Genomic DNA, 20337 nt, shown 5'->3' with positions numbered 1-20337 from the left:
TTTTATCCGAGAAGTTCGATGATCTCCGGAGCGGTGGCTAAGCATAGCTCACGACAGAGGTTAAGCGCTTCATCCGCGGACTCTGTATGCAGAGCGGATTCTGCCAGGGCAGTGCACTCAGACTGCTTCACTCCAATCAATGCACGCTTAACCAGCGATGCGGATGGTGGGCTCACGCTCAGGCCATCGACACCGAGACCGACGAGGAGGGGCGCGAGGATGGGGTTACTCGCCATCTGACCGCAGACACTAACATGTCGCTTATGCGCACGGGCGGCGGCAACGGTTTTAGCAATTAGATCGAGAATCACTGGATGGGTGGGGGTGTAGAGCGGCGCCACTTTGTCGTTCAGTCGGTCGACCGCGAAGGCGTACTGGATCAGATCATTGGTGCCAATACTGAAAAAATCAACGTGCGGGGCGATCAGCCTAGCTCCCAGCGCAGCGGCGGGCACTTCGATCATGACACCGACCTCGATGTCAGGATTAAAATCATGCCCCTCATTGCGGAGTTCGTCCTTGGCGCGGTCGAGTAAGGCAATGGTTTCTAACACTTCTCCGACATTACTAATCATCGGAAACATGATTCTAACATTACCGGCAACGCTGGCCCTCAAAATAGCACGCAGCTGGGTGAGAAAAATGTCAGGTTGAGCGAGTGAGAAACGGATGCCGCGACAGCCGAGAAACGGATTGGTTTCTGGTCGGGTCTTTATACTCGTCGCTATTTTGTCCCCACCGATATCGAGGGTGCGGATCACCACTGGATCAGGCGACAGCGCACGGACCGTTTCTTCATAGGCCGCCGTTTGTTCTTCCTCATCGGGCAGATCGCTGCGGGACAGAAACATATACTCGGTGCGGAACAGACCGACACCTCTGGCTCCATGTTCCTTCACAGCGGACACATCTGAGGGCGATTGGATATTCGCCCCGAGCCAGATTTCCTTCTCATCACTCGTCTCAGCAGATCGGTCTTCGAACTCACGCAGGCGGTCGGTAATTTCTTTCCGCGCCTCAGTGAGGTGTCCGTAATGGACCAGTTGCTCTTGAGTCGGATTCGCGATCACGACTCCCTGAGTTCCATCGATCAGAACCGGATCGCCGTGCTTGACGCGTGAAGTGACTTCACCGAGTCCGACGACAGCCGGAATCTCCAACGAACGTGCGGTGATCGCCGTGTGGGATGTCTGACTTCCTTGGTCGGTGGCAAAGGCGATGACTTTTGTGCGGTCAAGCGTTGCGGTTTCAGAGGGTGAGAGGTCTTGGGCAAGAACGATGCTTCCTTCTGCCATCGTTGACGGATCGGCTTCTTCCGGACTGTCGAGGTTTCGTAAAATACGGCGAGTCACATCACGTAGGTCGGCCACACGCTCACGGACGTAGTCGTCATCGATCCCTAGAAATGCATTGGCATAATCATCCGCCACCTCGCGCACGATGGCCTCGACGTTTTTCTTCCTCTCGTTGAGACCTTTGAGAATTTTTTCGATAAAGGAATGGTCCTCCGCCATCATCAGGTGGGCGTCAAAGATACCCGCCTCCTCGGCTCCGATGGCTTCCGTCATCTGCTTCTGGATGTCGCTGATTTGATTGCGAGTGATGAGCAGTGCCTCTTGGAGTCGTAGGACCTCGTTGGGGATTTCTTCATCCGTGATGTCGCGATCAGGAGCCTGGCGGTCAGCCGCGGACAGAACGAACGCAGTGCCCATGGCGGCTCCGGGAGCAACACCGATACCGTGCAATTCGGTCGGTGCAGATGTCGATGATTCACTCATTGAGAAGACGAGTCTGAACTCTTTTCAGTAACAAGTGGCTCAGGAGAAAGAGCCGTGGGTGAATCGAGCATCATGGGGTAGGGGGAAGTGTATAAGCTCCTGTGGGTAGTGAACTGGATGGGAAAATAAGGCATCAAATTCGTTGGGTTGGAAGATAGTTCTACGGTTATCACTGCCAAGCACATTCGCCCATGTGATACGCACGTCAAGGTGCTGAGTGAGAAGCAAGTTCTATTGCAGGTTTAGCTCAGGAAGTAGTTGGTCGGAAGTTAGTGAAGCCGCGAATTAGTGGCGGACATATTCAGAGATTAGTGGGAGTTTTCAAAATTTCCATACACAGCCAAGATCTCACAATAGATGGCATAACAGATCAGACCAGCAGCTGTAACTCCTAAGAGTATGGAACCATAGGACTGGTTCTGGAGTTTTTCAAGTGCTTGACCCAATCCGACAGCCTCTGAGGCGTCAGACTGTATGGCAGCGATGAGTAGGAATCCCCCCATGATTGGGAAAACGATGCCGCGTGCGATCAGTCCGAACTTGGCTGAGCGTTCAATCCAATGCCGCTTGCCTGAGGCGAAAGAATCTAACGTGAATTTGGTTTTATAGCTGCCCTTCAGCGCTTTGATCCACTGGAAGATTCCTGCGATGATTATAGCGATCGCTAAAGTGCCGAGGAGATATTTTCCACCTGGCATGCTGAGCACACCTGAGGTCATTTCCTTTTCCTTGTCTCCACTTCCGCCCAGACCTGTGAGAGCTGACACCCCCAGCGCAGCGTAGAAAATAGCACTGCCTAGATAGCCGGCACGTTTCGCCAGACCGCCACCGTCATCACCCTTGCTTTCTGAATCAAAGATCGAGCACATGAAGCGATAGACCGAGTAAGCGAGTAAACCCACTCCGATGATGATTAACGCGATTGCTCCGAATGGCTTCGAGGCAATCTCACGCAACGCTCCCGATGATCCCGTAGCTGCCACGCCAGTTCCTGCCGCAGCTAATATGGCCATGATACCGACCGTGCCATAGACGATTCCCTTCGCCGCATATCCGGCACGTGCGAGGTGCGTTATCCAAGACGACGAATTGTGTGAGGGCATGTCGCCTATGATAGCAGGATTCAGGAAATTACATAGTGTTAGAAATGGGTAATGTGCTGACTTGCGATCGTCGATTTTTACTCACGGCCAATCGACCGTAATCACCACCGCGTTGTGATCCGAGGCCGCAATGGCATCTTGGCCAATGCACAGGATTTCCGAATCCATCACCTTGAGATTTGGTGAGACAAGAATGTAATCGATCTTCCGCCTGCCTCGCTTGCTCATTCTCCAGCGATTGAATGTGCTGCTGTTGGCGAGGTCCGGATCATTCATGGTGAAGCTGTCTAGCAGAACTGTCTTATCGGCTAACAGAAGTTTCATCGGCGTGCTGCCCGGTTTGCAATTCAAGTCGCCCATCAGTGCGACCGGATCACTTGGGTGTTCGCGTCCGTTGATGGTATCTAACAAAAATTGAGCAGATAGACGTCTGGACTTCCATGACAGGTGATCGAAGTGGGTGTTGTAAATATAGATGCCGCAGCCGCTTTTCCGATCGATCAATCGAGCCCAGGTACACATGCGGGGGATTCTGTTTCCCCAAGTTCTGGAGCCTGGTGTTTCGGGAGTGGCGGACAGCCAGAAATGCCCGCCGTCTGCCTCCTCCCATTGGTCTTTTTTGTAGAAAATGGGAACATGCTCACCTCCTTGCGTGCCGTCTATTCTACCGGCTCCGATGCTGGCGTAGCCTTCCATCGCCTCCCTGATGTCGGCTAGCTGACTGGGCATGACTTCCTGGAGCCCGACAATGCTGGGTCGGCGGATGTGTTCTGCCATGAGCGGCAGGCGGTTCGCCCAATGCCTGACTTTACGAATGCCGTCATTCGCATAGCGGACGTTGTAAGTCATTATCTGCATCATCTTTGCTGGTAGCCAGAGTTCACGTTTGAGGGTGGCGTGCAACAGAGTATCCACACGCCTTGCACGAACTCAATGGAATGATTCAACTTTTGTGGTCATCCATCCTAACATTCAGCGATCACCACTTGCGCTGATAGAAGGACAGGCTAAGATGGTAGGGATGAAAATTTACGAAGCGATAAGAGCCGACCATGATGTGCAGAGAGACTTAGGCAAAAAACTCCTGGAAACATCGGGTGACACACCGGAGCGTGAGGTGCTGTTCAAGGCATTCAAAGACGAACTTGAGTTTCATGCGAATGCCGAGGAGAGACATTTCTACAAACCTCTCATTAGCGATGATATGATGCAGGAACACGCCCGACACGGCATCGCCGAGCACCACGAAATCGATGAACTCATCGAAGAGTTGGAAAAGACAGAGATGAGTTCCGCCGGCTGGTTAGTGACCGCCAAAAAATTGGTCGATAAGGTGGAGCACCATCTCGAAGACGAAGAACACACGTTCTTCCAATTCTCAGGCAAGGTCTTTTCAGAGACTCAGAAAGATCAACTAGGCGTTGAGTATCTGAAAATCATGGAAAGCCAACGAAACGGTGACACGATCTAGCGCGGCAACGGGCAAGGATTGTTAGGGGTTACCCGTCGCTTCAAAACTGCTCATGGAAGAGGTGGCAAACACGCTCTTTGACGCGTGGTATGAGTGCTCGTTTTCTCCACTCCTCGAGTTTGATTTTTTCGCAGTGCTTGAGATTGTCTTCGAATAACTGGTCGAGTTCTCCAGCGATCTTTTCGGAGTCGATGCCGACGGTGATCTCGTTGTTAATTTCAAATGATCGGTCATCGAAATTCGAAGAGCCGATGCCAGCCCATTTGCCATCGATGGTGATCACCTTTTGATGCAGTAGTGTCTTCTTGTATTCATGGATGCGGACACCGCTGCTGAGAAGGTCGTCGTAAAGTTTCCGACCCGCATAAGTGACATAAGTCGAGTCGGTGGCGTCAGGTGAGGGCGTCATAATCTGAACATCCACGCCTCGATCCACGGCTAGCTTCAATGCCTTGAGGCCACATGCATCCGGCAGAAAGTATGGGTTCTGGATGCGGATGGATTTCTTGGCCAAAGCAATCACAAGGTAATGCAGAATCTGCACAGAAGAGGGGGTGTTGTCCGCTTTGACGGCAGCCACGTGCGCCGAAATATCACCGGTGGGCTCGAGAGGTGGAAATGACTCCTGATCCAAGAAATGCTGTTCAGCCGCCTCCGCCCAGTTGAGCGCGAAGGTGGACTGGATCGCACCCACAATAGGCCCGGTGAATTTGGCGGTGACGTCTTGGAACCGACTGAAATCATCCTGGTCCTCAAGCCAGTGGTCCTTAATACAGTGCCCCCCGACAAATGCCAGAGTGCCATCGATGACTAGAATTTTCCTGTGGTCACGGATGTTGAAACGGCCAAAATTCATCGGTGAAATCGTATGGAAATTGTATAGCTCCACACCGCCCTCCTCCAGTCTCTTGCGTGTGTCCTTACCCATGTTCGAGCCACCACGCGCATCCACAATCACACGCACCCAGAGGTCGCGTTTTGAAGCATCCAGGAGGGCATCGACTACCAGATCAGAAGCCTTACCTTTAGCCCAAAGAAACGTTTCCAGATGCACGGTCTTCTCAGCCCGGTTGATGGCATCGGTGATTTCAGAGAAAAAATGCTCATCTCGGATAAGGTCAACCGTATTGCCTGCCAGCAAGGTTCCATGGGTAGCCCCGGCTAAGGCGTGGAGGGAGCTTTCAATATCGCCTTCCGGATTGTCATGATAAATGCACTCCTGATGGCGAGTCAGCCGCCAGATCATAAAAATGAGAACGGCGGTGATGATGGATAGGGATATCTCGAGAATCGTCATGGTGAGTGCAGCCCACGGAGTGTTTGGGCATGGAATAGGGACTCCGTAGAGTGGACAGAATACGGCAGATATTCCAAATGGCGAGCTACTCTTGTCCAGATGCTGAGTAGGCACCAAGCATGTGGCCGATGAGGGAAATCTCTACCCAGCTAGCTGCGGCACAACGCTATGAAAAAAATTTCATTTTCTCATGCAACTTTTGAATCTTGTCGTGGTTTTGCTGTTGTTATGAAAATACACCAACTATTCAGCATCGGTCTTTGCAGCCTTCTTCTTTGCTCTGTAGCTTCCGCTAAAGGGGGCAAAGCCAAGAAATCCTTTGACGAGATCGACGCCGACAAAGACGGAAAAGTCAGCCTGGCTGAATTTACCGCAGGGGCCAAAGACGAAGAAAAAGCTAAGGCCGTATTCACTAAGAAAGACAAAGACAGCGACGGTTTCCTCAGCAAGAAAGAGCTCGGTGGCAAAGGTGAAGCCAAGGGCAAAGATAAGAAAAAAGGCAAAAAGGGACCTAAAAAGCCTAAGAAGAACAAGTAATTACCCACCTAAGCCAGCCTAGGCTCACTATTTAGCCTGGGCATCAACCAATCAAAGGCCTCAGAAGACCATGATCTTCTGAGGCCAAATTATTTTAGGGATGGTGGTGAAATCAGGGTGTTCAGTTCTTCTGCACCTTGATGCGGATGAATTTACAATCATCGTCCATCGGCAGGGTCACTCTGACTGTTTCAATCTCACCATCGTCAGCGATGACCACTTCGGTGAGGTCGGTGGTTTTCCAGCTGGATTCGGTGAGGTCCGGTGACCATTGCGCGTGGATGGTGACATTTCCGACTGTTCGACGACTGTATTCCAAGGTCATCATATTTCCACTCGGAAGCATCGAGGACATAGCCGAATCCGCGACCATTGGATCCGTGTTCAATAACCATTCGGTTTCATTGTTGATGCCATCGTTGTCTGCATCGCCAGTAGGTGAGCTGTTTGTTCCGGCAGGTGCGCTGGCAAAAGACGATTCAGCCCACGGCTCGTAGAGAAAGGTCATTTGCTCATCCACCCGGATGTTATCGATTGCTGGGTCCGCGGCGTTCCAGTGTCCGTTGGCCGTGCGGAAGCGTAGCTTGATATTGGCATTGCCAGCGTAAGCCGAGAGGTCGACAGTCGCTGTGGACCACGGGGTATCGCTGCTGGCATGCTGCTGTCCGTTTTTGATCCAAACTCCGTCGATCCATTGGGTGCCATCGTGCACGTCCACGGCAAGGTAGTCGATGAACTCGCCAAACATGTGATAGTCGAACGTCATGGTTGGTGCGCTCATCGCACTGAAGTCAAAATGCGCCTCCACAGAAGCGGTTTTGTATCGCCCCTGTCCTTGGTGGCCTTCGGCATAAAGATAGTAGGTTCCATCCGATGCTCCATCAGGTCCGGCTGCGGCTGTATCCGTGCCGCCGCTGTGGATCCACCAGTCGTAGTCATCATCGGTGGCTTGTGCCCAGTCGGTGGTCGGGCCTGTCTCGAAACTCTCCGCGTAAGGTGGCGTGAGCCTGTTGATGACCGCCATTCCAGAGCCGGCCAGGGAGGTGGTGGCATTGGCATTGTTTGATTTGTCACGCGCCACAACGGTGTAAGCATAGGTGAATCCGTGGCTCAAACCAGTGTCCACATAGACCGGGCTGTCTTGCCAGCCACTGTCATGCGAGCCGTCAGCAATGGTGGTGTTAGTGAAATAATATTCCACTTCGTGGGGATCGGCTGCTGCGGTCACCTCCATCTTCAGGGCTCCGGCACCGTATGGAGCGGGCGTGGAGTCCCAGGTCATGGGATCAGGGCTAGGTGCCTGAAGGTCCATCGATGCCCACACGGCAGGGTGATCGGACAAACCAGCCGCGACCGTGGTGTAGTGCCCTTCGTGGTTGTGGTTCTGCATGCTGTTGATGTGGTCGCGTCCATTGTATTTGTGTTCGGTCGATGGCAGAATGGCGCTGACGTCAGCGTGAAAGAGATTGAAGTCCCCGAGCATGATCAAGCGGTCAGCCTGGTCGAGCGCGGTGATGCCGAGTTGGGGAAAGACATAGTTGTCTCGGAATTTCACCAAGCCTGCTTTTTCAGACTCAAAATCGTTGTTGTTGAAGTTGTAGGTGTTGTGAAAATTGAAAATATGCACGGTGTTCTCGCCCAGCTTGATGGTCACGTACTGGGCATGGCGCTGCCACTCGTCGCCTTCCGGATCAATTTGAATTAACTGGCTGTGGGTCGTTTCAAAGGGGTGCTTCGAAAGGATGGCGACGGATGTTTGTTTGTAGGAAAAGGGGTAGTACTTGGTCGTGCGATTGATCGTCTGGTAGGTGTAAGGGTATTCATGAAGGATGCTTTTGATATCATCCCACCAGCCGTTCTGGAAGTCGACCTCCTGCAGGCAGATCACATCTTCGCCTTGCAAAAAGTTATCACGGAAATCGATGATATTCTGACTGTTGTAAGTGCTGTCGCCATTGCCTTTGCCACCTTGGATATTGTAGGTCACGACGGAAAAATCCGCGTAGTCCCCGAGGATGGCGATGTTGTCGATCCCAAGCGCCTGATGGTTGACGTAGGCGGTATCCACCTGGAAGCGGAAAGTCGCTTCTTCGCCCGGCCCCAGAATCTGGTCGTTCAGCATACTCAGATCCAGCACCTTGTCCTCGTAGTCGGAAACAATCGCCAGGCCATTAAAGATGGATTCCCATTTCACCAGCAAGGTTTCATCCGCGTCCGAGAGGTCGCCGCTTTCATAGTAAATGCTGAGATTTCTGGGGGCGTTGGTGCTGACGCTTGCAAAATCGAACACCACCTTGCTTAGGTGGATGTTTCGCTTGGTGCCGTTTTTCACCGTGAACCACAACGAGGGTGCATCGACCCGCATGCTCATGGAGCCGTCCGTCGCAGAGCTGTCGACTGGTTGGGTCGGGCCATAGGTTCCATCAGTCGATCCCCAGGTGTGGCGCGCGCCGTGGCCGCCCCAGAGCGAACCGGATACATCGCGGAGTTTGCTAATGGCCGCCTTGGCATTGCTCTCCGTTTTGTGAGCTTGGTCACCGGACGAGAAATCATGCCATCCAGCCAGCACAACCTCGTCGGCACGCAGGCTTACTGTGCAGAAGAAAAGGACTGCGAGAGCGCAGGAATGGAGTTTGGAAGAATACATAAAAGGAGTGGAAGTGCGAAACTGCCGTGCGGGTGGGTAAGTGCACCAAAGTCACTATGGAAGAACCGAAAACGGATCAAAAGGGGTAGAAAATGACCCTTTGGCATCACGTTGATCCACGAGGCTTCCAATCGGCTTGTTTCAGCTTACACGTGGTGCTTGTTTGTTGCAAAAATTTGAGCAAAATAGATGAGATTCAATACTACCACTTTACACCACACATGTGCTGCGCTTCGTCGCGGGTCACACTTTTTATTGTGCGTGATGATTCAGAATCAAAATTTTGGTTAGTTCGATGGAGAAATACCTTCCATAAAAAAGTGAGATTAAAATAATTCATCAAGTGGTAAGGTTTGATTAATTTCGACCATTTTAAAAAGTGCTGTTAGGTATTGACGTTAAAGGTGTTTTAATCACTATGAACCCTTATGAAAGTGAATTCAAAATTACGATTGTTAGGTAGTATAGTGCTGGCTTCCACCATGATGTCTGCGACATCGCAAGCTGTAGTGTTAGTAATGTGGTCGCAGGTAGGGAATGATGTAGTAGCCAGCTATTCTGGAGAAATGGGGCTTAATGCAGACAGTAATGCGCCCTTATTCACGCAAACAGAGGTCGCCCCTAATTATTTTAATAATCAGGGGGGGAGTATAGGCTTTAATCAAACCGAGACGTTCATGGCTACAGATTTCACGGGTATAATCACAGGTACATTCATCGCTGATTTAACATCCGGAGATAGGTTTGGCCATTTTGGCACTAGTTTTTACGTAGGACCTGCAGGCTACACAGCTACAACTGAAGTTACTGGCTCAATGACGTTTGAGAATCAAACGCTAGCCGGCATGGGAGTTGACGGTTTTGCAGCTCCCACTGTGGCATTTTCCTTCGATAATCAGGGGGTCGAAGAGGCACTTATTCTCTATCAGACAGATAATGTTCCAGAGCCATCCAGCACTGCTCTGCTAGGGTTGGCCGGTCTCGTCTTGATCATCCGCCGCAGACGGTAGTTTAGTTTGTAGGCCACCTTTCCTTTGTGAGAGGTAATGAATGACAGCTCAAAAGCCGCGTCCTAACGGACAGCGGCTTTTTTCATATTGAACCCATCAAGGCCAAGCCAGATGGATTCATAGACTGATACGAATCAGGTTTGGTCTGAATATGTTCCTGAGCAGTTCTTCGGATTGATTTTTATCGGCGACGTCTCAGCAACAGAGCCAAGCCGCTCAGACCGATCAGTGCTGAGCTGGAGGGCTCGGGAATTTGGTCTGGGGTGATGGTGCCAGCGGCGAGATCTGAAATTTCGCCGGCGCTTAAGATACCGGTATAAAATGCAAGATCGTCGATCGCCCCACTCTGGGTGCCACCTGCAGTTCCGCCGATGGTGTTGACACCGATGGTGATGTCACGCGTCGGGTTCACGTTGCCCACAAGTGAAGTGATATCAATGCCGATACCAGAGAGCGAGCCGTTGACATACACCGAAGCATCACCAGCCCGGTCCATTGTGATCGCAACGTGTTGCCAAACATCATCAAGATAGATACCTTGGTTGATGATGATTTCCGAACCGCCACTGCCTTCTACCCGAATATTGGGACCAGGAGTATCCGTTGCCAGAACTTGAAGACCTGCGTTTGTGCCATCCATCATGTCAAAAGCGCGCATACCTCTTGCATCGCTATCCGAGGTATCGTTATAGAGCCAGAAGCTCACGGAAAAGTCTCCCACTCCGAAGTCGAGAGCGGATGATGAGCCGATCCCAAAGACGTCGCCTGAGACATAATCGCTACCACTGATGACGGTATTTAAAGAGTTTCCTCCGCTGCCACCTGAAGCTCCGTAGGTGGCGTGGGTGCTAATGTCTGGACTCCCTACAGCCACTGTTGGGATTCCTCCGACAGAATCCTCGATGTTTCCGACTCCAGTGTCGAAGTCCCAGTAAGCAACGGTAATAGCGGCAGCTTGCGCACCAGCGATCGTGAACGCGGATGCAGTCATAGTGGTCAGTATGATTTTTGTTAGGCTCATGGTATGATGAATGGTTAGTGTGTTATATTAGCATGCGAGGTGTTAGTGTTGTGATTGGATCATGATATGATTCCTAACAGATTTGTGTGTTTGCCGTGGAAAATACCACGAGTATATGCACGTCAGGATCAAACAGGACCAAATATTGAACTGTCATTATGAATACAAAAGGTATGCGATGACAAGAGAAAAACTAACTACTCAGAGTCGTTCCATCTGCAGTCGTATCAGGAAGGAAGATCTAAAGTTACCATTCCACTGTTTCAAATAACGATATCCTTAGTTTCTAACAAATCGGAGAGAGATAGCTATAGCGATAACTGTCCGAAAGGAGTTAAAGGGGGCTAAAACTTCCGACTGGGGAAGTGGGGCAACCGAGGATGCCAAAACTGCGGTTATGAAGCAGTAATTATTACCATTATTGATCTAAAGATGTAGAATTGCTTTACTCAGCATGTTAAATTGAGCCATGATGAATTTTAATAAGAAGTTAACGTATTCTTAGTCAATCCAGCCCCAACCGACATGTTCAAAATCACGCCCCTTGTCATCATAAGTTCCGCAGCCACCATAGGCCTTGCCACTGCGGCCACCGTTTCAATTTCAGCGACAGCTCCGACCGTTGATGGCGCCGACATCGCCAACGACAATGGGGCTGTTGATGCTGGGGGGAATCAGGGACACGTCTGGAGTAACCGGCCACTTCAAGGGCAAACTATTGTCACCGGTTCCAATACTGGAGGATACCTGCTCGATGCAGTAACCCTGAAAAATCTCAACAACACTATTACCACCGGCCCAACCTTCAGTGTCATTTTCGGTTCAGTTTCAGGCACGGTCCTCACTCAGATAGGCACGACCGAATCTGCCGTTGCCCCGAGCTACGCACCCAACGATTACATTACTTTCAATTTTGATACCCCACTACTACTCAATGCGAATACCACCTACGGCTTTCTATGGGATACAGCCGCCCAAGGTTTCGTGACCGTGAACAACTTGGACGGCAATATTTATGGTGGCGGGACTGCAATAAGCAGTGGCGCCGGAGGGACGCCGGATTTAAGCAATCTCGTCGATAGAGGTGTGGATCGTGTATTCCATGTGAACCTGACTGCAGTGCCAGAACCCTCAACGTCGTTATACGGACTAGCTGGACTAGCTCTCATACTGCGCCGTCGGCGCTAGTCTGAGCTTGATTGGGGTGAGCACTGGTGTGACTAGGAAGAGGGGGATTAGCCTCTGCCTGCCACAGGTTCGAGAGCCTCATAGAACCAACCTAGGCTACGCTAAAAATTCCACATTTTGCCGCGTTCCGCATCTTCAAAGACTTTGCCGCTTTTCATGTATGACATGGGTGGGTCGGGCAGAGCGGAGTCGTCCAGACGAGGGAGGTTGGCTCCGACAGTGGAGTCCCAAGGCTGCGTGCTGGAAACGTTCACCCGAGTGCCCACGCTGACGAGGTCAAATGCCTTACGTGCGGTGTTGAGAGGCATACGGACGCAACCGGCAGTGCAAGGGTATGGTTTCACAAAACCCCAGTGCATACCGTAAGCAGGGCTGTAAAATGACATCCAGTAGGTCATCGGATATCCTCGGCCAGGCTGGCCTTGACGACGACGATGTTTGGTCTTGGAGGTGATGCGGTGGGTTCCTCTGGGGGTGGGGGTGGCCGCTTTGCCTACGGCGACGGGGCTGGCGAGGAGCACCTTGTCGCCCTCCACGATATACATCTTCTGTGCAGAGGTGCTGATTGCGACTTTGACCGCCGAGCGATTGGTCGGTTGGGTCACGGGAGGGTCAAAGGAGAAGGCAGTGCCAGCCGGGCCGGATGTATTGGTGCCGCATGAGCTGAAACAGGATACACCAACTGCAAGTGCAGCCGCTGCGATAATTTTTGCTAGATATTGATGAGGTATAGTCATTGGAGAGTGACACCAGTTTTCACATTTCTAGTGAGAATTCAACTGTTGAACGAAAAGTTTGTTGTTTTGTTAGTTACGAAGCCCCTCCTATGCGGGGTGTTGATGATGGATAGCCAGTCCCCGGGGCTGAGCGACTTCCCATTTTCGTCTGTGCAGGTCCTCAGTGTGCTATGGTCCAGCATGTGACACTCGGGTCCATTAACGGATTTTTTGTAATTCATGAACTTGACATCATGTGGTGTTATTATATGAATTTTACTCATGAAACACACACACTCCCCTTTAACTTCAACGGTTTCACGTCTTGTTCCTTCCCGTCTGTTGACCGCCTCACTGGCCCTTGGTGCGGTATTACCAGCCTCCGCAGCTAATCTCATCGTCAATGGTGATTTCTCAGGTGGTACAGGTGGTACACTCGACCCTGGATCACCTACTGCAACTAACAATCAAGTGCCAACCGGTTGGACCGGATTCGCTACAGGCCAAGGTGCTATCAAGGTTCAGTCAAACATGGTGAATTTTAACGGTGAGAATCGTCCGACTGGTAGTTATATCGAACAAGATGTGACCACTTCAGCCAATCGTTGGTACGTTCTTGATTGGCAACAAGCAAGCCACACCGGCGGTGACAGCTCTGGGGTAGCAGTGACCAGCACCCTGACCAGTGGGGCTTCCAGCACCACGAACAGATACCGAGGTATGGCCAGCCCGCAGTCACTGATTCTCGCTGGTGGAACTACGACGACAGTTAGACTCTCAGATGATGGAGCGACAACAGGTAGTTTGGATACCCGCATTGATAATGTCAGTTTCGACCTCGCCAATGGCCAATACAATATGGCTGGTCTGGCGATCATCAATGCCTCTTCGACACATGCAGCTTTTGGAACAGATCCATATAATGCAGTTGATGGACGTACAGGTGGTGAGAGCAACACTAACTATCATTCCCAGAGTGCGGGTGGCATGTTTGAATTGGATTTCACGGCCAATTTTGCCAATGCTTTAATTGATCGTATCGAGATTGAAGCGCGTTCCGGGTTCAACAACCGTAAAGGGGATCTCATTGAAATTTATTCTACATCAGGATCACTCATTGAAAGCATCAGCATCACTGGAGCAGATGACCTCGCAGCGAGTTATGGGATCGATGGATATTGGCGTAATGTTGGACGAATCGTGGTCACTGAAAATGGCCAAACTCTCAACGTGTCCGAAGTTCGAGCGTTCTCCAGCTTTATCGATGGCGTAGCCGTTCCTGAACCCGGCAGCAGCAGTCTACTGGCATTGGGAGGCGTTGCATTGCTTTTGCGCCGCCGCAAGTAAGCTAACATTACTTCATTCCTTCACTTTTTCCATACGTTCAGGACCTAGCTTAATGCGTCCGAGGTAGAGAAGTAGTGTGAATATAGGCTCCTGCGGTCATGACCCATTAAAGGAAAAGTGGATTTGTAATTTGGTGGAGGCTGGATCAGTATAGATCCATATCCTATGAAACTTACACTGCTAACTCTCGTCTCAACGACCGCCTTTGCTTTCGCGCAAGATGCCGATATGGCACCATCTGAAGACGCTGTATCACTATTCGACGGCGAAACGCTGACGGGTTGGAAAACATCTGAAGCTGATAAGAAATTCTGGACTGTTAAAGATGGCACAATCACCGGTGGAGATCTGGAGAAGCCGGTCCCTCGGAATGTTTGGCTCATTTCAGAGAAGAGCTATGAAAATTTCGAACTCACCTTTTCCGTCAAGTTGACCGATGGCGGTGGTGAAGGTTTGAAAAATTCAGGAGTCCAAGTTCGCAGTCTCCCCATGGGGAAAAGCGTCTGTGGCTATCAAATCGATGCCGGTCCTACGCATCCCAAAACGGTCATCAATGATGGTCTGGGGTACTGGGGAAACATCTGGGACGAACACCGCCGTGGTGGAATCGTCACCGCTCAAAACCAGGATAAGCTCAAGAAAAGCGTCAAGCAGTGGGGGTGGAACTCTTACAAAATCATCTGCAACGGCAAAAATATCAAGACCTGGATCAATGGCATTCTTGCCCACGACTATACCGAGCAAAACGACAAAGTGGCAGCGGACGGGATCCTAGCGCTTCAAGCCCACTCCGGTGGTAAGTTCCTGGTGCACTTCAAAGATATCAAAATCAAAGAGCTCCCCGCTACAGAAGGTTCCACAAAGTGGACCGATGAAGGCGTGCTCAAGGGAAAACCTAAAAAGCCGCGCAAGCCAAGGAAACCTAAAGCCGTTAAGTAGAGATCCTATACTTTTCAATGCTTACCACGTATTAAGAAAAAATGCCGTGCCTGAAAAGGTTGCGGCATTTTTTGAAATGTATCTGACTAGCGGTTGATAACCGCGCATTAGCGACGGCGGCGGAATACAAGTCCGAGACCGGCAAAGCTTAGCAAAGCCGCTGATGAGGGCTCTGGGATTGCCGTGATGGTGAGATTGGCATTATTGTAGCCTGCTCCGTTGTTGGGGCCATTGAAGTTGTAGATGGAGAAGCCGTAATCGGTGGGATCAGAGCCGTCGAGCCATGCACGGACTTCATCGGTGACATCTACCGAGTAAGTAGTGCCGACGACACCAGCGATTACTCCCGTAAATTGTCCCAGATTAGTGGAGCCACTGGCTGTGGTTGGGTTGTCTGCATCAGGTTGGCCCCAGTCGTAGAGGGGGAAAGATGTTCCTGAGGTGTCCCAGTCTCCATCCACCACAGCACCGAGCTGGGTCTGCGACCCATTCGTAGAATTCAATTTCGATGCGAAAGTGACATTCACCGTGGCCGAGAACGAGGCTTCGTTGTATTGCGCGGGAGTAAGGCCAAGGCTCTGTTCGTTGAATTTGATGAAGCTGGAAATTTGCAGTCCGTTTTGAGATTCGTTACTGCGGGTGCGGGTGAGGTAAGTACCTGTAAGAGAGCCCGAGTCGACGGTGCCTGCCGATGTTGCCGAGCCATCGTCGGAGACGTTGACGAAGATTTCAGGCATGAGCACGAATGTAGTCGCGTGGGCGAAGCCCAGCGATGCGGCCAGAGCCAGATTGGAGATGAGGATTTTTTTCATGACTGATAGTGGGGCTTGATCATTCTGCAGGGTGTATGCCCTTTATGGCAGGGATGTGACATCTTAACAAAAATGCTGAATGCGTCGAGATAGATTTGAACATTTCCGAGTGCTCGCTTCTAACAGTGTATAGCAATTTTTTCCTTATCACGTTCCAATATTCTAACAATATGTTGATGTGTTTTGCTGGTCTTCAGGAAAACCGGAGGTCGCTAGGGTAGGGGAAAAGGGCGTGCTCGGATCATACCAGAAAGTAAAGACCTTGATAGACGCTAGCTGTTGGCTTTCCATTGGCATTGCGGCCCTGCCTTGGATTTGATTCAAATAGAGTGGCCACGTTCCGACCGTTTGATAAGATACGCCTAGTTCGACAATCTCGGAATCATCTGCTCTTGCAGGCCATCTGCCCTGAACCCCAAACACGAATACCTGACCATGAATAAAATCCATATCTTCACCCTGTTATCCAGCGTAGCACTGGCATGCCTTTTGACCACATCATGTGGAACGATGCCGTCCTTGCCTAGTGCGGCCGCAGCATCACATCAGGGAGAAACCACAACGGTCAAGATCAGCAATGACTTCTACCAACCCATGACCGTGAGACTGGGGCACGTCGGAGATGGCACCCACAAAGACGTAACCATACCAGCGAGATCAGATAAATCTACCAAGGTAAAGCCCGGTTCTTACAAGGTGACAACCAAAGTAAAAGGCTTCCGTCCTGTTGATAGCTACAAGCACTTCGAGGCCAACCGCAGATACAAGCTCTAACAGTAGTAGGCGCATGCAATATTGTCATTCCTAGCTTTAGCGTGATGGCGATTTGATCTTCATAAGTTTCGAACCCTGCCCCTTGCTCCCTATATTCCCCAGCCATCTATTCGGCCTTTCGTCGAAAAGACCACAAAAAGGGCGGCACATCGTACCGCCTTTTTGATTGGAAGCTTTTGAGCATCGTTATGCTCTACGGCGGCGCAGTAGCATGCCAAGGCCGGCAAGTCCAATAAGAGCGAATGAGGAAGGCTCAGGAACTGGGGTGCCGATCAGCTCGATTTCATTGAGTTGAAAATCGTCATTCTCCACACTGTCGTCGAGGCTGTCGTCGAAAACGAACCGGAAAGAGCTGAAGCCAGAAGTGGGCGCTACAAAAACAACTTCACCAGTTTGATTGTGAGCAGTCCATCCAGCTCCACCATTGATATCTGCTAGGGTCACTGTGTCCAAAAGAACGGTTTCGACAGCAAATCCGTCATTGGAACCAAATAGCCTCCAAGCAGTGGGGCGCCGGCTCGGTGTGTCACCACCGTTGGAGATAGAGTAACCTGTCAGCGAATACTGTGTCGTCGAAGAAGTCATCGTGACGGATGTCACACCGGGAGTGAAATCACAGCAGACTTTCGATCTTCCTGTACCCCATGGACCTGTAACGCTTCCTGTATTTTGGCCGTCAAATATTTTAGCCCATTGCTCGCCATTGTTGTTGGGGCCGTTGAATGTCCCTACTGGCTGAATCGATCCTGTCACGATCGGAGCCGTACCCCATTCGGCGGTATCGATAACTTGGTCGTCATCAGGATCGGTGATATCTATTTTGGTCGTTCCGTTGTGAACCAATGCACCGCTACCGGTTCCGACTAAAACAACAGCAGCCGCGTGGGTGGTCGGAATAGTGAGTACTGCACTGGCTGCGATCGAATAGAGGAGAGTTGGAGGTTTCATGACTGGATTTTAAGTTCTAGGTGAGTGGATCTATGTGGCTATCGACATTTGTAACGTGTATACGACTGACATTCATAGCGGACGAAAAATATGGGCACAAGGCAATTTTCATGAGTTGGAGGAGGATGTTCCAAATCCAACATTTCGCACTGTATAAACGGTAGTTCTGCCGGCGGAAATGTGGGCGAGCAATGTGCCAATGATGCACATCTATTCCAGCTCCCCTGTAGAGGGCATCGAACGATTTATGCAATTTGTGTCGACGCATACGATGGAGTTCTGCAATAATGTTCGATGTTCTGGCTTATATAGTCATTTCAACCCAACAAGGAGACCAACATGCATACCCGAAGATCGCTCACACTAGTCGCCATTGGCGTTTCGCTTATGGCATCACCGCCGACACAGGCAGCCACGATTCTGTTCAATTTGGAAGGTCTGGCTGGCACTGGACTGCTGCCAGGTAATGAAGTCCCGTCTGCCATAGGCACGGGTTCCGGAGGGATCCTCACTGGAATTTCATTCGACACGGATACCTCTATACTTTCCCTCGATGTTGGCTGGGGAAGTGGCAATGGCTTCTCCGATATGACGGGCGCGGCAACAGTCATGCACCTCCATGGACCCGCTGATTTTGCTTCTAACGCAGGTGTCAAATACGGGCTGGATGGATTGGCGGGATTTGATTCATCGGCCAGCAGTGGAGGATTCACAGGAACGGTAACGATCGCCGGGGGCGACGTCGCCGACCTGCAAAACGGCCTCTTCTATATCAATGTCCACACCTCCATGAATCCGGGTGGTGAACTCAGGGGGAACTTGGTTCTAGTGCCTGAGCCATCGAGCACAGCGCTACTGGGACTTGGTTGCCTAGCCATGGCATTTCGCCGCCGCAGGGCATAATACGGCTAAAAATGCCACCTGATTATCCACACCGGCATCCCACACACGGGTTGCCGGTATTTTTTTTGCTCTATGAATAAATAGAATATGAGTCGGGTTTGTTAGGTTGGATGTTGCTTTGACACCGGTATGGGATACGATCGCTACTGGGTAGAAAATAACTAAACCCATACCCCGCTTCCGCCATGGGCGGTTAACAGATCCATGATCTATCAGATTTCCTACAATGCTGTGAGCGCATTGCCACGCTTTGCCTGGGGCGCAGTGATAAGACCTAAAGACAACACCGTGACGGTGAATCACGGCAGTGGTGTGGAAAGATCAGCGGATGGTCTGGCTTTGGTCGAGGGTGCATGGGACGGAGACTTCTCAGACTTCGACTTCCACCTGTGCACGACCCTCAGCGGCACCGGTATGCGCGAAGCAGATGGGGAGTTGCATTTCTGTAGCAGCACGGACCGAGTGGCACCACTATTCAGCGTGAGTAAGGACGATAACATCTATTTTTCAAACTCGATCATCTACGCTCTGAGCCTTTCTCAGACACGCTACATTCCCCATTACCCCTACTATCACCACGATATTCTGGCGATGATTCGTGAGGGCTTCTACTGCCTGAGTGGAAAGATCCCTCTGATGGGTGGGAATCAACTGCACGTTCATTTCAGCTGCATCAGCTCTGTGCTGCCCAGCGGCGAAATTAGGCACCGGACGTTCGCTGAAGGAGAAAGACCTACGTCATTTGAGAGCTACCGAGAGATCTTACACAGGACGGTGACTAAGGTGTTTGAGAATGGCCTGGATCCTGCCCGTGCATATCCCCTGAGAAGTATCGCTACCATTTCCACCGGCTATGATTCCTCCGCTACTGCTGCCATTGCCAGTGCGGCTGGTTGCACCGAGGCGGTTACCTTTTACGACTCCAAGTCTGCCACGCCCTACGCCGACAGCGGGAAGAAAAATGCGGCATCACTCGGAATGTCCTGCATGGAATTTGATCGTTGGGCGTTTATGAAATCGCAGCACGCCGTAGAGCCTGAGTTTTGCTTCATGGCAGGAACGTGTAGTGCACCATTCTCAGCGATGGAGGATATGCTCTCTGATCGCATCGTGATTTGCGGTCATTACGGTGGCGACATATGGACCAATGAGCATGTGGCATTGATGGATCAGCTCAGCTCTCCATGGTCGCGCAGTTGCGCGGGCACGAGCCATAGCGAGTTCCGTCTCAGGGTTGGCTACATCAGCCTGGACCCCTCAGTCATCGCGGGCAGACACAATCTCAAGCTGGCGGAAATATTTAGCGCAGACGACATGGCGACGTGGTCTGTGGGTGGTAAATACGATCGCCCGGCCGCGCGCAGAATTGCCGAGGAGGCAGGTATTCCCAGAGAGCAATTTGGAACCAAAAAGCAGATGACCAGTCATACAGGGCTGAAAAAGGAGGAGTTCTTCTCTGAGATCGGTCATGCTCGCTATAGCATGTTTCTCAAAAAATCAGTCGCAACTAACAGTAAACTGGCATGGCTCTTCTGGAGGCTTCACTTTGCGGTAGCATATTTCATTCATTACAAGCTAACCAGCAGCAGGAAAAAACTTCACAAGAGCACACCACTCCGCCGCCGCTTTCCTTACTTACTGAATGCCGCTCCTTTGCGCATCACTTGGAAATATCTGTTCACCTTCCAGTGGGCATTTGAAGAACTCAAGGACCGCTATCAAAGCCCAGCGCAGTCGTTGAACCAAAGAGATGATGGCACAGGATAAACAGTGATGCGTTTTCATATACTCCTTATCCATTTGCCTTGGGTTAAACGTCTGCTCCCATTGTTTCAATATTAGATAG

18 protein-coding genes are annotated in these 20337 nt (G+C 51.0%); 9 read left to right on the top strand and 9 right to left on the bottom strand.

Annotation, left to right across the window (positions count from 1 at the left end):
• Positions 1 to 2: 2 nt before the first annotated feature.
• The 3 genes from ptsP to ACSPJT_RS07580 form a co-directional block, all read right to left on the bottom strand.
• Positions 3 to 1778: a phosphoenolpyruvate--protein phosphotransferase gene (gene ptsP, locus ACSPJT_RS07590; protein ID WP_435895769.1), complete on the bottom strand. Its 1776-nt coding sequence runs from the start codon at positions 1776 to 1778 to the stop codon at positions 3 to 5.
• A 308-nt stretch (positions 1779 to 2086) separates the two neighbouring features.
• Entirely contained in the window at positions 2087 to 2881 is a 795-nt protein-coding gene (locus ACSPJT_RS07585; protein ID WP_435895768.1) for a DUF1206 domain-containing protein, read from the bottom strand.
• A gap of 81 nt (positions 2882 to 2962) precedes the next feature.
• Positions 2963 to 3796, bottom strand: coding sequence for an endonuclease/exonuclease/phosphatase family protein (locus tag ACSPJT_RS07580; RefSeq protein WP_435895767.1), 834 nt, complete (start codon positions 3794 to 3796; stop codon positions 2963 to 2965).
• Between the two features lie 106 nt (positions 3797 to 3902).
• Between ACSPJT_RS07580 and ACSPJT_RS07575 the strand changes: the two genes are divergently transcribed.
• Positions 3903 to 4352 carry a hemerythrin domain-containing protein gene (locus ACSPJT_RS07575; RefSeq protein WP_435895766.1) on the top strand — a complete coding sequence of 150 codons (450 nt, stop codon included), beginning with the start codon at positions 3903 to 3905 and terminating at the stop codon, positions 4350 to 4352.
• A 40-nt stretch (positions 4353 to 4392) separates the two neighbouring features.
• On the opposite strand, the gene ACSPJT_RS07570 is transcribed toward ACSPJT_RS07575, so the two are convergent.
• A complete protein-coding gene (locus ACSPJT_RS07570; RefSeq protein ID WP_435895765.1) occupies positions 4393 to 5649 on the bottom strand; it encodes a phospholipase D-like domain-containing protein in 1257 nt (418 codons plus the stop codon).
• Between the two features lie 228 nt (positions 5650 to 5877).
• On the opposite strand from ACSPJT_RS07570, the gene ACSPJT_RS07565 reads away from it, so the two are divergent.
• Positions 5878 to 6186, top strand: coding sequence for a hypothetical protein (locus ACSPJT_RS07565; RefSeq protein WP_435895764.1), 309 nt, complete (start codon positions 5878 to 5880; stop codon positions 6184 to 6186).
• A gap of 121 nt (positions 6187 to 6307) precedes the next feature.
• Here ACSPJT_RS07565 and ACSPJT_RS07560 read toward each other — a convergent pair whose 3' ends face one another.
• Positions 6308 to 8833 (bottom strand): endonuclease/exonuclease/phosphatase family protein, encoded by a 2526-nt coding sequence (locus ACSPJT_RS07560; protein WP_435895763.1) that lies wholly within the window; start codon positions 8831 to 8833, stop codon positions 6308 to 6310.
• Positions 8834 to 9261: 428 nt separating this feature from the next.
• Between ACSPJT_RS07560 and ACSPJT_RS07555 the strand changes: the two genes are divergently transcribed.
• The gene (locus tag ACSPJT_RS07555) at positions 9262 to 9843 is read left to right on the top strand and encodes a PEP-CTERM sorting domain-containing protein (protein WP_435895762.1); all 582 of its coding nucleotides are present in this window, start codon (positions 9262 to 9264) and stop codon (positions 9841 to 9843) included.
• A 181-nt stretch (positions 9844 to 10024) separates the two neighbouring features.
• Here ACSPJT_RS07555 and ACSPJT_RS07550 read toward each other — a convergent pair whose 3' ends face one another.
• Entirely contained in the window at positions 10025 to 10864 is an 840-nt protein-coding gene (locus ACSPJT_RS07550; RefSeq protein WP_435895761.1) for a LamG domain-containing protein, read from the bottom strand.
• A 525-nt stretch (positions 10865 to 11389) separates the two neighbouring features.
• Between ACSPJT_RS07550 and ACSPJT_RS07545 the strand changes: the two genes are divergently transcribed.
• A complete protein-coding gene (locus tag ACSPJT_RS07545) occupies positions 11390 to 12052 on the top strand; it encodes a PEP-CTERM sorting domain-containing protein (protein WP_435895760.1) in 663 nt (220 codons plus the stop codon).
• 101 nt (positions 12053 to 12153) lie between these two features.
• On the opposite strand, the gene ACSPJT_RS07540 is transcribed toward ACSPJT_RS07545, so the two are convergent.
• On the bottom strand, positions 12154 to 12789 hold the full coding sequence (locus ACSPJT_RS07540; RefSeq protein ID WP_435895759.1) for a L,D-transpeptidase: 636 nt from the start codon (positions 12787 to 12789) through the stop codon (positions 12154 to 12156).
• Positions 12790 to 13050: 261 nt separating this feature from the next.
• On the opposite strand from ACSPJT_RS07540, the gene ACSPJT_RS07535 reads away from it, so the two are divergent.
• A complete protein-coding gene (locus tag ACSPJT_RS07535; protein ID WP_435895758.1) occupies positions 13051 to 14115 on the top strand; it encodes a PEP-CTERM sorting domain-containing protein in 1065 nt (354 codons plus the stop codon).
• Between the two features lie 165 nt (positions 14116 to 14280).
• Positions 14281 to 15054, top strand: coding sequence for a 3-keto-disaccharide hydrolase (locus ACSPJT_RS07530; RefSeq protein WP_435895757.1), 774 nt, complete (start codon positions 14281 to 14283; stop codon positions 15052 to 15054).
• Between the two features lie 107 nt (positions 15055 to 15161).
• On the opposite strand, the gene ACSPJT_RS07525 is transcribed toward ACSPJT_RS07530, so the two are convergent.
• A complete protein-coding gene (locus ACSPJT_RS07525; protein ID WP_435895756.1) occupies positions 15162 to 15866 on the bottom strand; it encodes a PEP-CTERM sorting domain-containing protein in 705 nt (234 codons plus the stop codon).
• A 435-nt stretch (positions 15867 to 16301) separates the two neighbouring features.
• Between ACSPJT_RS07525 and ACSPJT_RS07520 the strand changes: the two genes are divergently transcribed.
• A complete protein-coding gene (locus tag ACSPJT_RS07520; RefSeq protein ID WP_435895755.1) occupies positions 16302 to 16640 on the top strand; it encodes a hypothetical protein in 339 nt (112 codons plus the stop codon).
• A gap of 186 nt (positions 16641 to 16826) precedes the next feature.
• On the opposite strand, the gene ACSPJT_RS07515 is transcribed toward ACSPJT_RS07520, so the two are convergent.
• Complete coding sequence (locus ACSPJT_RS07515; RefSeq protein WP_435895754.1) at positions 16827 to 17588, bottom strand: PEP-CTERM sorting domain-containing protein; 762 nt, start codon at positions 17586 to 17588, stop codon at positions 16827 to 16829.
• A gap of 339 nt (positions 17589 to 17927) precedes the next feature.
• Between ACSPJT_RS07515 and ACSPJT_RS07510 the strand changes: the two genes are divergently transcribed.
• Both ACSPJT_RS07510 and ACSPJT_RS07505 read left to right on the top strand, forming a co-directional pair.
• Complete coding sequence (locus ACSPJT_RS07510; protein WP_435895753.1) at positions 17928 to 18491, top strand: CHRD domain-containing protein; 564 nt, start codon at positions 17928 to 17930, stop codon at positions 18489 to 18491.
• 204 nt (positions 18492 to 18695) lie between these two features.
• Positions 18696 to 20258: a hypothetical protein gene (locus tag ACSPJT_RS07505; protein ID WP_435895752.1), complete on the top strand. Its 1563-nt coding sequence runs from the start codon at positions 18696 to 18698 to the stop codon at positions 20256 to 20258.
• Positions 20259 to 20337: the final 79 nt, after the last annotated feature.

The organism is Oceaniferula spumae, assembly GCF_042849255.1.
Taxonomy (GTDB): domain Bacteria; phylum Verrucomicrobiota; class Verrucomicrobiia; order Verrucomicrobiales; family Akkermansiaceae; genus Oceaniferula; species Oceaniferula spumae.
The sequence above is the reverse complement of the archived record's forward strand: the minus strand, read 5'-3'. Positions and strand labels throughout refer to the sequence as shown.